Origin of the sequence: Microcystis sp. M179S2 (assembly GCF_020245805.1) — a bacterium.
GTDB classification, from domain to species: domain Bacteria; phylum Cyanobacteriota; class Cyanobacteriia; order Cyanobacteriales; family Microcystaceae; genus Microcystis; species Microcystis aeruginosa.
This window is the reverse complement of record NZ_JADBUE010000119.1, coordinates 1-14,274: the sequence shown is the minus strand read 5'-3', so window position 1 is coordinate 14,274 and position 14,274 is coordinate 1. Positions and strand designations below refer to the sequence as shown.

Below are 14,274 nucleotides of genomic sequence, written 5' to 3'. Positions count from 1 at the left end.
TTAATATTTTTCCCATCAAGAGTTTCTTCCATTTTCATAACTAAGTCGGTAGGTATTAAAAACTTTCAGATACCCCCACCTATCGTCACCCCCCTTATCAAGGGGGGCAGGGGGGATCAAAACCCCCTTATCAAGGTAGGGTTGATTCATGAATCAACCCTACAATCAATTTTTAATTTAATTATAATCACTTACTTAGGGCTTGCTGAAAAAGTACGGGCGAAGTATTCGGATAGAAAATCTACGGTTTCACCGATAGGTTATGCCCGAATGCTTCGCCCCTACAGGACGCGGGCTGATACATAACACTAAAACCCTTACCTCGTCTATATTTCATATTTATTCAGCCAACCCTACTTATGCCTACAATAATCATCCAAAAGACCCAAAAACGTCTTTTAATCTATAGAGAAAAACTCACCGATGACCTAGACATAGAATTAGTCAAAATACCATCGGGAACCTTTACAATGGGTTCTTCAGAACAAGAAAGTGGTAATACAAGTGAAAAGCCGCAACACAACGTCACCCTGAAAAACTTCTTGATGGGTATTTATCCCATTACCCAAGCTCAATGGTTATATATTGCCCAAAGAGAAGATTTAAAAGTAGAGCAAGATTTAGAACCAGAGCCATCGCATTTTAAAGGCAGCACAAACCCCGTTGAAATGGTAAGTTGGTTAGATGCCGTCGAATTTTGCCAAAGGCTATCTAAATTAAGTAAAAGAAAATATAGGCTACCAACGGAAGCTGAGTGGGAGTACGCTTGTCGAGCGCAAACCAAACCCTTAAATCTCGACAAAGGAGAAACCTACCCCCCCTATCACTTTGGGGAAATTCTTACCCCAGATTTAGCCAACTATGATAACAATCTCCAAAAAACCACCCCTGTTGGGCAATTCTACGCCAACGACTTTGGTTTATATGATATGCACGGAAATGTCTGGGAGTGGTGTCAAGATGATTGGCGCGAAAACTATGAGGAGATAAAAAAGAGCAAAAAACAGCAAAATCAGGCATATAAAGCTCTGCGGGGCGGTTCCTGGAACATCAATCCTGATTACTGCCGTTCCGCGATTCGCAGCGACGACCTCCGCCGCGACTACCGCTTCTACGATTTCGGTTTTCGGGTAGTCTGCGTATTCGGGAGGACTTTGTAACCCTTTTTCTCTTTTTTCTCTTTTTACCCTTTTTCGATTTTTTTGAGCAAATGTACTATATGCGTACTATAAAAGGATTGAGAGAATTATCATGAGTAGAAAAAGGGTTTCTCGGAGAAACCCTTTTTCTGTGGGGTATAAATTGCTTGTTGAGACGAGACAAGAGGCAATAGTAAAGGGATTGGGGGAAGTTCAACTAATCTAAGAATAAGCGGTTTAAATGCGTCTTAGTTTACATCAACAGCTGCTCAGTTATTAGTATTCTCCCCCATCATTTTTTTTCTGGTCTAAAACATGATTATAGATCACACTGTTGAGAGATTGCCAAAAAGGAACTAATAAAATATTCAGAAGTAAGAAAATAGTAGTCAGACCATAGGAAAACATCGCCATTTGTCGGAAAAAAAGAGGATTTTCCGCGAGCGTTTGCCAGTCCTCTACCGATTCCAAACTACTATAAAAAGAGGAAAAATTGACCCAAAAGGGAATTGAAGCCAAAGCCCATGACAGAATATAAACTGGAATAATTAATAAACTGGCAATAAATATCACTCCTACAATTCTCCAAGCCGAGTTTTTAGTTAAATGCCAACCTCTCTTGATTGCTTGCCAACTGCCTAAATTATCTTCAATTACTAAGGGCAATTCGGCAATGCAAATGCGAGCAGATAACCAAAGGAAGAAAACAGGAAGACAGAAAGAAGCCAGTAAAATAAGCAATACACCAAGGATGGGGATCAAACTTACTAGCGCCAGAGACAGCATTATCGCCAAGATTATTGCCGCTCCCAACAAACCAAGCAAAACCTGCATCCACCACAAGCGCCACATTTTCGGCTTAACTTTTTTTTCCGCTTGTCCGGCAGTTTCCGGCTGATAAATGATGTCTTGAAAAGCTAATCGTGAGATAACCGCACTATTGAAAAGATACTTAGCGGCCGAGAAAATTTGTACTGGGAAAAGAAATAAACGTAAACCGATATCGCTGCCTTCTTCGGGGGTAATTGTTTGATAAAGTAATTGACTGAGAATTAATTGCAAAATTAAGGGAAGAAGCGACCACAAACAGGCGCGGACAGCAAAGAATACATAAGTTGGGAAGCGATCACGATAAAGACGGAAGGCAGTATTAATCGTATTGCCAATATTCAAAGGCTCGATGGAATTGTTAGTCACGGTGGGACTCCTTACAGAATGCCACCACTATATTAGGTTAGGTAACTAATCACAGCTAAAAAACTTCCAATTTAATCAATATTTTCAGCAAAGACAACAATTTTGCTAAAGTGGTAGAAATTGGCCAACGATTCAATTCCCCAGTGGAGAAAGTGCGATCGCATTAATGGTCTTAACTCCCTTGGGATTCGGTTCGCGCATGGTAGTAACCGGAGATGTCACCCAAACCGATTTACCGCAACAACAAGAATCGGGGTTAATTGCCGCTCAAAAAATCCTAAAATCAGTAGAAGGGATCGCTTTTTCTTACCTATCGCGGGCCGATGTGGTGCGTCATCCCTTAGTACAAAAAATCGTCTCACTAGGAACAGCACGAAAAATAACAGATTATGGATATTAAAAATGGTTTCGTCGATGCGGTGGGTAATACTCCCCTAATTCGTCTCAATAGTTTTAGCGAGGAAACCGGCTGCGAGATTCTCGGTAAGGCCGAATTTCTTAACCCCGGTGGTTCGGTCAAGGATCGGGCTGCTTTATATATTATTCAAGAAGCGGAAAAAGCCGGTACTCTCCAACCGGGGGGAACCGTTGTCGAAGGAACCGCCGGCAATACTGGCATCGGTTTGGCCCATATCTGCAATGCTAAAGGTTATAAATGCCTGATTATCATTCCCGATACCCAATCCCAAGAGAAAATCGACCTATTGAGAACATTGGGTGCAGAAGTGCGTACTGTTCCCGCCGTTCCCTACCGAGATGCCAATAATTACGTTAAATTATCGGGGAGATTGGCCAGTGAGATGGAAAATGCTATCTGGGCCAATCAATTCGATAATCTGGCTAATCGTCGCGCTCACTACGAAACCACCGGCCGGGAAATCTGGGAACAAACCGACGGTAAAATTGATGCTTGGGTGGCTGCCACGGGAACCGGGGGAACCTACGCGGGGGTGGCGATGTTTTTAAAAGACCAAAATCCCCAGGTGCGTTGTGTGGTGGCGGATCCGATGGGTAGCGGTTTATATAGTTATGTGAAAACCGGGACAATTACCCTGGAAGGTAGTTCAATTACTGAAGGGATTGGTAATAGTCGTATTACGGCTAATATGGAAGGCGCACCCATAGATGATGCCATTCAAATTGATGATCCCACTGCCATCAAAGTTGTTTATCAACTATTACAAAAAGATGGTTTATTTATGGGGGGTTCTGTGGGTATTAATGTGGCTGCTGCCGTGGCTTTGGCTAAACAAATGGGACCGGGCCACACCATAGTTACTGTTCTTTGTGATGGTGGGTCCCGTTATCAATCTCGTTTATATAATCCTCAATGGTTGGCTGAGAAAGGATTGGCTTAATCAGGAATTATCGGCTCATAAATTAGTGGAGATAATGGGAGGGGGAGGGCAACAATGAGGGAAGGCAGCAAGGGAAAATGAGGCGCTTCGGTTGGGCAAACACTTAAGATAAGATAGACAATAATACTGATAACTATCATTATTAGGAGAATCATCAGATGTCAGTTACTATTGAACAGGATCTGAAAGAAATTTTAGGTTCAATTAATCAGAAGTTAGATAATCTGCAAAAAGATGTTATGGATATTAAAATAGTACAGGCGAGATTAGAGGAAAAAGTCGATAGTTTAGAAAAAGATATTGAAGGAGTAAAAGAAGATACAAAAGAATTAAAAGGCTCTCAGAAAGCCCAGATTTGGACGTTAATCGGCATCTTGGGAACAGCTTTACTAGGAACAGTCATTCGCTATATTATTCTCCCTTTTTCTCAATCATAATTAAGACAATGAATTTTGAACCGCCTTTTGCAACAGTTATTCCTCAATTACAGAAAATCACTGTAGGGGTGAAGCATTTGGGCATAACCTATCGCTGAAATCCTAGATTTTTTATCCGAATGCTTCGCCCCTACCCATCAATTTCCCATCTACCACGCACCACGCCACCACGCCCAACCTACAACCTAACCTACGGCTGATTGAGCAGAATCAGGCAGTTTAGGTGATGGCACGTTTTTAGGCAGATGAATTGCATCATTCAACCTTTATTTTATCTCAGAGAATAAAGAGCGTAGGTTGGGTTGAACGATAGTGAAACCCAACACTTTTAAATAATTGGGTTGGGTTTCGTTCCTCAAACCAGCCTACTTATTGCTAAATTTGTTGGTGTAATTTCGGGTGTGGCTGTGACAGAAAACTATCAGAAAAAGGTTTTTCTGGCTTTTCCCCGCGCTCGGCACAAAAAGCTAGGTAATCTTCCACTGAATCAGCAAAAGCTTGCTGCAATTCCGCTACACTCTCTCCCTGAAAAGTGATAACATCTCGGACGTTGGCCACCTCACCGTAAAAGATACCCGCCTCGTCATCAAAAAAAACTACTGCTTCGTAACCTTTACAATTCATTCTAAGTGATAATTGTTTACTGTTCACTGCTAAAGGGTAATTCCGAGAAATCTATCTCACCTATTTGATCGATTACCCAGAGAGGATAGCAGTCATAATCTGCCATTAACTTAATTTTTTAAATTATTATCATTGGGGCAATGGTGGCAATAGAGACTGCAATTGTTCTAGCAAAGGAGAAAGTCTTACTGTAATAATATTCCAGACAATTTCTGGTTGAACCTGATCGTACTGATGGCTAATAATATTTCTGAGTCCAATAATTCCCCTCCAATCAATTTTGGTGTGTTTTTGTTGAAAAGTCTCAGGAATTCTACGGGCTGCTTCTCCTAAAATTTCTAATTGTCTTTCCACAGCACTTTGTAACAAAAGACTCTTGGAATATTCTTCCAAAGAAATATCTTGAATAAATTCTTGGATATTAGTAATAGCTTCGACCATATCCCAAAGATATCCGGCCTCACGACTGTTCATGACGATAAATTAGCTGATGAGTTTTTAAAATTTCGTAACGACGATAGGGGTTTTTCAGTCCCTCTTGATTAACCAAGTCAACTTTGCGTCCGAATATCTCCTCTAATTCTTCTTTCATCTGAACAATATCAAACAAATCCCAGCCATGATTGGGAGCAAACTTATAAAGAACATCAATATCACTATCAACTCGAAAGTCTTCCCTTAATACTGAACCAAATAAAGACATTTCAAGAATTTTCCAATGTTGACAAAAATTAGTAATTTTGCTTAAGATAACTTGAGCTTTTTTTTTCTTAAAACCAGAATTTAACAAGATTTTTTCGGCCTTGTTGGTGGTTATTTTAACAACCTTCGCTGTAATAGCTTGTTTCATTGGTGAGCAAAATCCCCCAAATTATCCTTGACAAAACACTTAAGATCGTTAAGGTTACAGTAACCCGCCATGTAAAGTCGGCTGGTAGGCTACACCAACATTAACACACCCTAGGAGATCGGCGCTCACTTTTTCGTCCGTAGTCTGATCGTAGGTTAGGCCAAACGATAGTGAAACCCAACATTTTTAAATCATTGGGTTGGGTTGAGGAACGAAACCCAACCCACGGCTTTTTAACAACCGATAACTGTTTCATTTTTCATTGTCCTTAACAAAATTTAACACTACCTCAATTTTTTCAAAAAAATCGACCCGCCTAAGGGCGGGAAAAAGAGAAAAAGGGTAAAAAAGGGTAAAAAGAGAATAAGGGTTACAGAGTCCTCCCAGCACCGCACACCACCCGAAAACCGTCGCTGCCGTAGTGGTCGCGGCGGAGGCCGTCGTCGCGGTAAGCGGAACGGCAGAGACTAGGATAGCTGCCCCAGGAACCGCCCCGCAATGGAGAACGATTATCATTACCATTTTTTAGCCAAGCACTGCCATCCGTCGGCGCTCCGATATAGTTATCATGCCAATTGTCCTCGCACCACTCCCAAACATTGCCACTCATGTCATAGAGTCCCCAAGCATTGGGCTTTTTCTGGCCCACAGGATGAGTTTTAGCCTGAGAATTTCCGTCATACCAAGCATAATCTCCTAACTGATTGGCATTATCACCGAAATAAAAGCGAGTAGTAGTCCCCGCACGACAGGCATATTCCCATTCCGCTTCTGTGGGGAGACGATAGGTTTTCCCGGTTATTTGACTCAATTTCCGACAAAAGGCTTGAGCGTCATTCCAATTAACCTTTTCTACCGGATTTTGGGGATTGTTTTTAAAATAAGAGGGATTGGTTCCCATTACCGCTTCATATTGTGCCTGAGTCACCGGATATTTCCCAATCGCAAAACTGTTGACTTTAACTTGGTGTTGAGGCTTTTCATTATCGCGAGCATCGGGATCACTGTCAGGAGATCCCATGAGAAATTGACCTGCTAGTAAGCCTACCATTTCCAGTGTTACTCCATTGGGTAGGTTTTCTGTAAATGGGGTTGGCTTTGTAAACCTGACAGATACAGGACTTGGAGAAGGAGGAGGAGTAGGATTCTGACGAAACAACTGAGCGAAAATATTACTAGCGACTGTCCCTACTGTAACTAACCCCAAATTTATTAAGACTTTACGACGCGACCATCTTTGAGGAGGTATAGGTGAAGGAGATGATTTAATCGATACTGGGGGAGGTGGTGGCGAAACTGGACGAGGTGGTGGCGAAGAGGGCGATCTGGGCGATACTTTAGGTAACGGTGTAGATGTCACAGTAGCGATACTGTTCCCCGGAAAAATATCAAGATTTAAATTACTAAATCGCTCACACCAATAACACTTTCCGTAACGGCGACTGTAGTAATGATTATCAATTTTGCCACAGCGTATAACCTCTTTTAGTGCAGCTTCCAAAGTACCACGCCATTCCTTAGCCGTCGGTCGTCTGTCGGGGAATTTATGTCCCTCATTGAAACAGCGCAAAAATAAGGCGTGTAAGTCGGGATGTAAAATATTTAATGGGATTGTTGTATTACTAGGTACAAGCAATTTATCCCCAGAAAAAGGCCATAGTCCCCGTCGAATTAGTTCCGACTGTTCCAGGGAATCTCCTCCTCCTTGCCACAATCCCCGAAACGGCGGCCCGCTAAATAGTAGATAATAAATAACAACTCCTAATCGAAAGCGATCATGAACTTCTGTTTGATCTACATCTGCTATATTCACTCCGATTAATTCCGCCGGTGTAAATCCTTCTGAGCCAACTAAACACCGATATATTTTACCGCTATAGGGATCTGATACTTGAAATGAATCTGTATCAATAATTGTAGGCAACGCCCGATTATTCACTAAGATATTTTCTAGCTTGATGTCTCCCAAAACATAACCTTTAAGGTGAATTGCTTGGATAATAGCGGCTATATTCCGCGCTACTACATGAAGAAAATACCAATTAGTTTCTAACTTGTATTTTCTTCTCATTATGGGCGTACAAAGCTTTAATAATGTTTCTGAACCCACCACTTCTGGCATTAAAAAACCAGCGACTTTTCCCTGGTTATCTTCTAAGATAGAATAGGGCCAAGCGAAGGAAATATGGTTAAGATGAGCATTAGGATCACTGGGACGATTTCTCACCATTAACTGTAATTTATCAACCCTTTCATTATGGGGATTGTGGTAGATTTTCGCTAAGTACCCATTAAAGTTAGTGTGCCATACTTTCGCTTCGCCACTGTCGGCCATTTCTTGCGTCAGGGTAATCAAGCGATTCTTTAGTTGACAGCGATAAGTTAAAGACATCAAAAAATCTCCGAGTATTTGTGCTGTTCAGAAAAATTTATCTAGTCGTTTCTAATAAGTTAGATATAAGTAGCTGGTTATAATTAAATTAAAAATGGATTTTGCCTTTAATCCCCCCTTGATCCCCCCTTGATAAGGTAGGGTTGATTCATGAATCAACCCTACCCTTGATAACGGGGGTGTCTGATAATTTTTAACGCCTACCTACTTAGTATCAATCAAATACTGGTTTGGCTGTGTCATCTTGAACGCGATCAAAGTCTGAATCGTTGCCAACGTTGGGAATCTGGCGTAGCACCTCTGCTAGGGATTTTCGTTGCGGTTGCAGCAAGGCTTTTTCTAAGATTTGGCGGTGTTCGGCTTCGGCACTGATCCCGTGTTGGCTGGCTCGCTTTTTGAGAGCTTTGACGATGGCTTCATCGATATTGCGGACGATTAAATCTGCCATAGACGACCTCCGTTTTATACAGATTACTCGAATTCACTTTAGCCCAATTTTCGCCAGAGTTGAGCGCTGAAGCGCAACAACAAACCTTGTAATCAAATCAGGTTCGTTGTTTTTTACTGCCGCTGCTGTTCCATCACTTCCCGCAAGATGTAGTTAATTTGTGTCTCATATCCTTTTCCTTGGGCTTTTAACCATTCTAAGATATCTTGATCTAGTTGGATGGTTAATTGCTGCTTTGATGGCGAAAAAGATACTGTTTCTTGGGTAAAGAATTCATCACCTAACGGCGGAATATCAGAATAATCGATATTCTCATCCGTCATCGCATCAATTCTCTTCAAGTCGCTTTTGATAGATTTTTTGCTCACGATTGTTTTACCTGGGAACGCTATGATCCAGAAACTGGGTTTGTCAAACAAACCCGGTTTCTTAAACCCCTCAGTTTCTTAAACAAAAAGCTAGGAGTAAGGTTTTATCATCGGTTGTTAACTTATTTAAACCCTCCCGCATTAAAAATTCTTTGAGGTCTTCTTGCAATGGCGTTTCTGTCTGTTGCAAATATTCCTCTAATGGCTGAAAAAAAGGCGGAAAAGGCTGCCAATTTTTATAATCGATCGATACCTTTTCCACTCCATCTGTCGCCACACAAATAAACGCAACTGGCTCGGTTAAAACTTTTATTTGCATCTCCTCCAAAGCATTACTAGAAATAACAAAAGTGGTTTCATTGATGTATTCCCCCTTGTCAGGCTGGAACAATAAATGATAATTTCCTCCCAGAGGTTTGAACACAATAAAACCGTCTCCTATCTGCATCGCCGCTAATCGTTTTGAAGTAACCAAAACAACCAGTAAAGTTGTCGCCAGATCATTAATATCTAACTGTTCTTTTTCGGCTTTTTCTTGGAGAATTTGCTGAACATAAGCCAACAGTCGCCGGAATATTTCCTCTAATTCTGCTTCAGTTTCAGTTGCCGCAAATGCTGTTTTTTTGAGATTTTCCTCTAAAAATTGCAGCGCTGCTTTAACTGTTATTTTCGCCCCCAAATCCGAATGTTTGGCACTACCGGCCCCATCGGCCACGGCTCCAATCAAAACATCCTGACCCAATAATTTATAAGCACCGTAATCTTGACAGGGTAATCCCGTTTGGACGTGAAAACTACCGACCACCGACTGACATAATGTTCTCCACATAATTAACTGTCCTCTAGGTGGTAATTTGTCCCCAATTCACGGGTGGTAAATCGATCGCCTCTCCAATTTTACCACCAGAAACTCGTTTCATTGAGTTACTTAACCACTGAAATAAATCCCGAAAATCTAACCCATTGAGTAACACGGGGGGATTATTAGAAATCTGTTTGAGCTTCTCCATATCGGCCCCCTGAACACCTACAGAAAAAAATAAAACCCGATTTTCTGCTTCGGCTTGTTTTACCCGTTGCGCTGCCAGATTCCATTGATCCGTAGGCGCACCATCAGTAATTAAAAATATCCAGGGACGATAGTATTGGATACCATAATTTTTATAAATCGCTTTACGATCTTCGATTAAATCTAAGGCCAATTCAATCGCTTTTCCCATCGGAGTTAAGTCTCCTGCGGTTAAAGTCGGTGGCGTAAATTGGTCAATCCCGACAAAATCTTGCACGGTTTTAACCCCTCCCTTACCAAAGGTGACAATGGCGGTTTCTACGCTCAACGTCGCTTGGATATCCCGCATCACATCCTCCTGAAAGGTTTTGATACCATCATTGAGAGCCTTAATCGGTTCCCCTTCCATTGAACCAGAGGTATCTAGTAGTAGTACCACAGGACAGCGATTTTCCTGATTTTCAACAAATTCAGCCACACCAATCGGCATTTTTTTAAGCCTCCTAATTTTTTGAACTGGGGGAACTATGGGTATCTTAGGAATTGGGATTATCTACTTTTTGTCCTATTATATTATCTCTGCCAGTCCCATCAGAGGCTCTCTTATTCTTTGTGTGATAAGTTTAACTTACTATAAGAGCGATCAATCTTTGTGTCCTCTGTGTCTGGAGTGGTTCGTTCCACTCACCCACCAGCGTTACCGTATCTTAGAATACATTTTAACCACAGAACCCATCAGAAAAGATATCTTTCCCTTAAGCTGAACGCAGGATTTGATTTTTGGCCATTAGTCGCAGGGTTTGATGCAATTCCTCGCGACTGTGAATTTCCTCCAGACGGTGAACTGGAACACCTTGATCGAAGAGAATTAACGTAGGTAGACTACGCAGACGAAAACTATTAGCTAATTGAAAATTCTCATCGGCATTGACACCGACTAATTGAATCGCATCTTGACACTCATTTTGCCAAGAACAGAGGGTGGGTTGGATTAAACGACATAAACCACACCAAGGAGCCCAAAAATGCACGAGAACCGGACGAGAAGACTCTAAAACCAGCTTAGGGAAGCCCTTTTCAGTGACAGATAGTATCATGTCTAAACGGATTTTATGAAAACTTGATTTTGATATGGCAACCATTCTACACCAATCGGGATCAATAAGAAAGGGGTTGGGAGCAAAATCACCAATAAATTTTACTTGTTGCTTGCATTAGCCAAGGATGCGCCCACCAGAGGAGTAAAATAAACCCTGTTACTCCTAGATAGGCAGGACGAAGGAATTCTTGCCATTTTAGGCTTTGCCGACCATCGATAATCGCTAAAAAGGGAATCACCGAGGTGCGTTCTTTGACCTTTAAAAATGCCTCTCCGTAACGGTTCTCTAACCGGCGATCGCCATGCCAGACGGCAAAAAGATGATGGGCAATTAAACCCAGGGAAGTTAATAGGGTAAAGCTTGTCCCTAACCAGAGGGTGTGAGCAATACACCAGATCACCTGTCCTACCATCTGGGGATGACGGGTAACGCGCAGGATGCCGGTTTCGTAGAGATGAACCTGCGGTTTTTGGATAGCGGCGATCTCCAGCAGGTTAAAAGTGGCAGGATAGAGAAAGAAAAAAGAAATGGCCGAAAGTACCCAAACTAGGGTTTTTACTCCGGTTACTCCCTGTACTTGCCAGAGAAGCAAACCATCATAACGATGATTGAAGAAATAAACTACTAAAATTACCGCTAGAGGGATACTCACAAGGGCAAATAATACCCGATACAGTCGCGCACCGATGATAGCTTCTCCCCCCATTCGTAAACTGGCTAATCCGCTATGGGCGACGGCAAAACCCAGTAATAAACCTAACATGACCCAATGACTAGCGAATGCCACTTTTACCCTCTTGATTGACTAAATTTTTCTCCGAATTCTATTTTAAAGATTGATGGTTAATTTTTCGCCCCCTTTTTTTGTATTGCCAGTATCGGGGATTCGGGGCAAAATATAATATATGCTTCCTCAAAGCGACCCCCAAGAATATACCCGAGGAACTATCTAATTTTTCTACTTTTTAGGTAATATGTCTTATCCCCAAAAGCGATTTGTGATGGTCTGTCAGCATTCTTCCTGTTTGGTGCAGGGTGCGTCCGAGCTTCTTTTAGCTTGGCAAACGGCAGCTCTCCCAGAAGATGTCATCGTTATGACCAGTGGTTGTCAAGGACAGTGTAGCACTAGCCCCACGGTGAGAATTATTCCCGAGGAAACTTGGTACTGTCGTGTTAAACCAGAGGATGTCAATCAGATTGTCGAAGAACATTTAAAAAACGGTCAACCGGTTGAGCGTTTACTCCATCCACGCATTCACGCTCAATGGCAGTAAACTTGATCATCAATTTTTAAGTGATGCTTCACAATAGTCTTTTGCTCCTAGGTTAACCCCTTTAAGTGCCTGTGATTTCAGCTTAGTCTATTGTCTATGAGCGACTTAAAAATTCCCACATCCAAGAGAGAAATAATTGCCGTGATAATTGTCCCCAAAAGTAGCTGTTATGTCATTGAAATAGTATATGAAAGACGGTCGGAAACCACAGATAAACAACAGATAAGCTGGTGTAGATTTAGGAGTTAATAACTTAATGGCTGTAACTACAAATCAAACAGGTGTAGCACCTCTTTTGGTAAATGGCAGACCCTTAAAAGCGATTAACACCTTCTACAACAAACAAGGTTCCCGCTTGCAATCTCAACTGAAAACCCGAAATAATCGACCCTCATCTAAGAGATTGATACTCCTGACTCATAAGCGAAACTGTCGAGGATAAAATTACCTAAACACAGCCAGCAAAAGAGTAATATATTGGTGTATTCGACCTCAAATAGGTACGTTAATAATTGGGCATAATGAGCGGATGAAACAATCTCTTAATCTAGGAAAAATAAATCATCAACAATTGGTCAATATTCCTCATTATAGATTAATAGAAATGTTAACCTATAAAGCTCAATTAAAAGGAATAAAAATCATAATAACTGAAGAATACTCTACCTCACAATCGAGTGCCTTAGATAGGGATGAGTTAACTAAATATGGTGAAGAAAAACCATTATTTAAGGGAAAAAGGTTAGCTAGGGGACTTGATAAAATGGGAACAAATCAGTTGTTAAATGCCGATGTCAATGGGGCATTTAACATCATTAGAAAAGTAATTCCTGATGTCATTGACCGGGGAATAAAGGGTTTGCCGTTTAACCCGCTCCGTGCTTGACCCACTACGAATGAATAAGCTTTCAGACTTTTAAGTAAGTTTGAGTAAGTTTAGTTGAGCGGTAGAATAAGACTTCGAGATAGCGGGTGCTAGATTGTGATTTTGTCCTTGCGTTTCCCAAAGATGGGCGTACTATGAAAGTAGGGGAAAAAAGATAATTTTAGCGATCGATTAACAATGACTAGAGATATCTGTAGGATTTTATTGATAGAGGATGAACCGACGACTGTTAAATTAATCCAGAGATTGCTGTTAAAGGCCCCCCAATGTTCCCTGGCCGGGGGGTTGACTTTTACCCTCACCCAAGCTCAGGATCTACAGCAAACTGCCGAAAAACTAGCAGGGGAGAAATTTGATCTCATCCTCTTAAGCTTGGAAATCTCTGTCCCCCCCGGCTTAAATATTCTAGTCAAAACCAGAGAATTAGCCTCTGATATACCGATAGTGGTTCAAACTACTAGCAATGATGAGAAATTAGTCGTTAAAGCCTTTCAACTGGGTGCTGACGGTTATATTCAGTTAAATAATATCGATAGTAGTCTTTTAGTCTATCAAATTCGTGTGGCGATCGAACGTCAGCAATATATCCTTAATCTTAAACATCAACAACAGGAAGAGGAATTTCGCGAACTGGAACAGTTAATCAAGGGAGTACAAACTAGCATCACGGCGAAAATGTTCGGTTCTGAGGCAATAAAGCAGAGTATTCCCGATATTTTTCAAGAATTAGTCCAAAATTACGGAGAGTTATTAGACTTAGCTTTAGAAGAACAAGCATACAAAGTGGAACATAATCTATCGGAACGACTGCGAAGCTTGGCCGATAAGTTAGGATTCTTAAAAGCTAGTCCTCGCGATGTGGTGGATATTCATACCACCACCCTACGCCAAAAAAATCAGGATGTCACCCTGGCCAAAGCGCAGGCCTACGTTAGCGAAGGTCGTCTCATGGTCTTGGAATTGATGGGTTATCTCGTCTCTTTCTATCGTAAATACTATATCGGTCTCAGCAACATTAAACTGTTCAATAACACGCAATCTTGACATCCTCGCCGCCGTAAAACGGACGGCGATTCCCAAACCTCACGATTTGGGTTTCTGCTTCTTTCCCGAAGGATTTTTCGCACCTGCCTTAACAGATTTACTCTGTTCTGGTCTTATGGTCGCTCTACAGACTGACACCGCAAGCCCT

Annotated in this window: 18 protein-coding genes and 2 pseudogenes; 8 read left to right on the top strand and 12 right to left on the bottom strand. The window is 41.6% G+C overall.

Annotation, left to right across the window (positions count from 1 at the left end; all coding sequences use genetic code 11):
• Nucleotides 1-359 precede the first annotated feature (359 nt).
• Nucleotides 360-1,160: a formylglycine-generating enzyme family protein gene (locus IM500_RS06920; RefSeq protein WP_287738015.1), complete on the top strand. Its 801-nt coding sequence runs from the start codon at nucleotides 360-362 to the stop codon at nucleotides 1,158-1,160.
• A gap of 255 nt (nucleotides 1,161-1,415) precedes the next feature.
• Here the strand turns inward: IM500_RS06920 and IM500_RS06915 are convergent, their stop codons facing one another.
• Nucleotides 1,416-2,336 (bottom strand): hypothetical protein, encoded by a 921-nt coding sequence (locus IM500_RS06915; protein ID WP_287738014.1) that lies wholly within the window; start codon nucleotides 2,334-2,336, stop codon nucleotides 1,416-1,418.
• A 166-nt stretch (nucleotides 2,337-2,502) separates the two neighbouring features.
• On the opposite strand from IM500_RS06915, the pseudogene IM500_RS06910 reads away from it, so the two are divergent.
• The 3 genes and pseudogenes from IM500_RS06910 to IM500_RS06900 all read left to right on the top strand — a co-directional run.
• Nucleotides 2,503-2,719: pseudogene (locus tag IM500_RS06910) on the top strand (PhoH family protein); the annotation flags it as partial.
• A 6-nt stretch (nucleotides 2,720-2,725) separates the two neighbouring features.
• On the top strand, nucleotides 2,726-3,694 hold the full coding sequence (locus tag IM500_RS06905; RefSeq protein WP_287738013.1) for a cysteine synthase A: 969 nt from the start codon (nucleotides 2,726-2,728) through the stop codon (nucleotides 3,692-3,694).
• A gap of 158 nt (nucleotides 3,695-3,852) precedes the next feature.
• On the top strand, nucleotides 3,853-4,131 hold the full coding sequence (locus IM500_RS06900) for a hemolysin XhlA family protein (RefSeq protein ID WP_002757205.1): 279 nt from the start codon (nucleotides 3,853-3,855) through the stop codon (nucleotides 4,129-4,131).
• A 375-nt stretch (nucleotides 4,132-4,506) separates the two neighbouring features.
• Here the strand turns inward: IM500_RS06900 and IM500_RS06895 are convergent, their stop codons facing one another.
• The 11 genes from IM500_RS06895 to IM500_RS06850 all read right to left on the bottom strand — a co-directional run bounded on the left by IM500_RS06895 (nucleotide 4,507) and on the right by IM500_RS06850 (nucleotide 11,709).
• Complete coding sequence (locus IM500_RS06895; protein ID WP_008196811.1) at nucleotides 4,507-4,755, bottom strand: type II toxin-antitoxin system HicB family antitoxin; 249 nt, start codon at nucleotides 4,753-4,755, stop codon at nucleotides 4,507-4,509.
• A 16-nt stretch (nucleotides 4,756-4,771) separates the two neighbouring features.
• Nucleotides 4,772-4,861, bottom strand: a complete 90-nt coding sequence (locus IM500_RS24710) for an immunity protein CdiI family protein (RefSeq protein WP_502865693.1) — start codon at nucleotides 4,859-4,861, stop codon at nucleotides 4,772-4,774.
• A 23-nt stretch (nucleotides 4,862-4,884) separates the two neighbouring features.
• A complete protein-coding gene (locus IM500_RS06890; RefSeq protein WP_061431994.1) occupies nucleotides 4,885-5,229 on the bottom strand; it encodes a HepT-like ribonuclease domain-containing protein in 345 nt (114 codons plus the stop codon).
• Complete coding sequence (locus IM500_RS06885; protein WP_190722768.1) at nucleotides 5,216-5,605, bottom strand: nucleotidyltransferase family protein; 390 nt, start codon at nucleotides 5,603-5,605, stop codon at nucleotides 5,216-5,218. The genes IM500_RS06890 and IM500_RS06885 overlap by 14 nt, the downstream gene beginning before the upstream one ends.
• Nucleotides 5,606-5,975: 370 nt before the next feature.
• Nucleotides 5,976-7,997 carry an SUMF1/EgtB/PvdO family nonheme iron enzyme gene (locus tag IM500_RS06880; RefSeq protein ID WP_287738012.1) on the bottom strand — a complete coding sequence of 674 codons (2,022 nt, stop codon included), beginning with the start codon at nucleotides 7,995-7,997 and terminating at the stop codon, nucleotides 5,976-5,978.
• A gap of 214 nt (nucleotides 7,998-8,211) precedes the next feature.
• Nucleotides 8,212-8,445 carry a FitA-like ribbon-helix-helix domain-containing protein gene (locus tag IM500_RS06875; RefSeq protein ID WP_002783562.1) on the bottom strand — a complete coding sequence of 78 codons (234 nt, stop codon included), beginning with the start codon at nucleotides 8,443-8,445 and terminating at the stop codon, nucleotides 8,212-8,214.
• A 113-nt stretch (nucleotides 8,446-8,558) separates the two neighbouring features.
• Entirely contained in the window at nucleotides 8,559-8,768 is a 210-nt protein-coding gene (locus tag IM500_RS06870) for a BrnA antitoxin family protein (RefSeq protein ID WP_190722787.1), read from the bottom strand.
• A gap of 115 nt (nucleotides 8,769-8,883) precedes the next feature.
• On the bottom strand, nucleotides 8,884-9,642 hold the full coding sequence (locus tag IM500_RS06865) for a PP2C family serine/threonine-protein phosphatase (RefSeq protein ID WP_287738010.1): 759 nt from the start codon (nucleotides 9,640-9,642) through the stop codon (nucleotides 8,884-8,886).
• Nucleotides 9,643-9,655: 13 nt separating this feature from the next.
• On the bottom strand, nucleotides 9,656-10,312 hold the full coding sequence (locus IM500_RS06860; RefSeq protein ID WP_190722765.1) for a vWA domain-containing protein: 657 nt from the start codon (nucleotides 10,310-10,312) through the stop codon (nucleotides 9,656-9,658).
• Between the two features lie 265 nt (nucleotides 10,313-10,577).
• A complete protein-coding gene (locus tag IM500_RS06855; protein WP_190722786.1) occupies nucleotides 10,578-10,919 on the bottom strand; it encodes a thioredoxin family protein in 342 nt (113 codons plus the stop codon).
• An 88-nt stretch (nucleotides 10,920-11,007) separates the two neighbouring features.
• Nucleotides 11,008-11,709 (bottom strand): NnrU family protein, encoded by a 702-nt coding sequence (locus tag IM500_RS06850; protein ID WP_287738009.1) that lies wholly within the window; start codon nucleotides 11,707-11,709, stop codon nucleotides 11,008-11,010.
• Nucleotides 11,710-11,890: 181 nt separating this feature from the next.
• On the opposite strand from IM500_RS06850, the pseudogene IM500_RS06845 reads away from it, so the two are divergent.
• The 4 genes and pseudogenes from IM500_RS06845 to IM500_RS06830 form a co-directional block, all read left to right on the top strand.
• A pseudogene (locus IM500_RS06845) lies at nucleotides 11,891-12,196 on the top strand ((2Fe-2S) ferredoxin domain-containing protein); the annotation flags it as partial.
• 256 nt (nucleotides 12,197-12,452) lie between these two features.
• Nucleotides 12,453-12,638: a transposase gene (locus IM500_RS06840; RefSeq protein ID WP_261779559.1), complete on the top strand. Its 186-nt coding sequence runs from the start codon at nucleotides 12,453-12,455 to the stop codon at nucleotides 12,636-12,638.
• Nucleotides 12,639-12,668: 30 nt separating this feature from the next.
• Nucleotides 12,669-13,082 carry a zinc ribbon domain-containing protein gene (locus tag IM500_RS06835; protein WP_353737897.1) on the top strand — a complete coding sequence of 138 codons (414 nt, stop codon included), beginning with the start codon at nucleotides 12,669-12,671 and terminating at the stop codon, nucleotides 13,080-13,082.
• 177 nt (nucleotides 13,083-13,259) lie between these two features.
• On the top strand, nucleotides 13,260-14,126 hold the full coding sequence (locus tag IM500_RS06830) for a response regulator (protein WP_147071678.1): 867 nt from the start codon (nucleotides 13,260-13,262) through the stop codon (nucleotides 14,124-14,126).
• Nucleotides 14,127-14,274 lie beyond the last annotated feature (148 nt).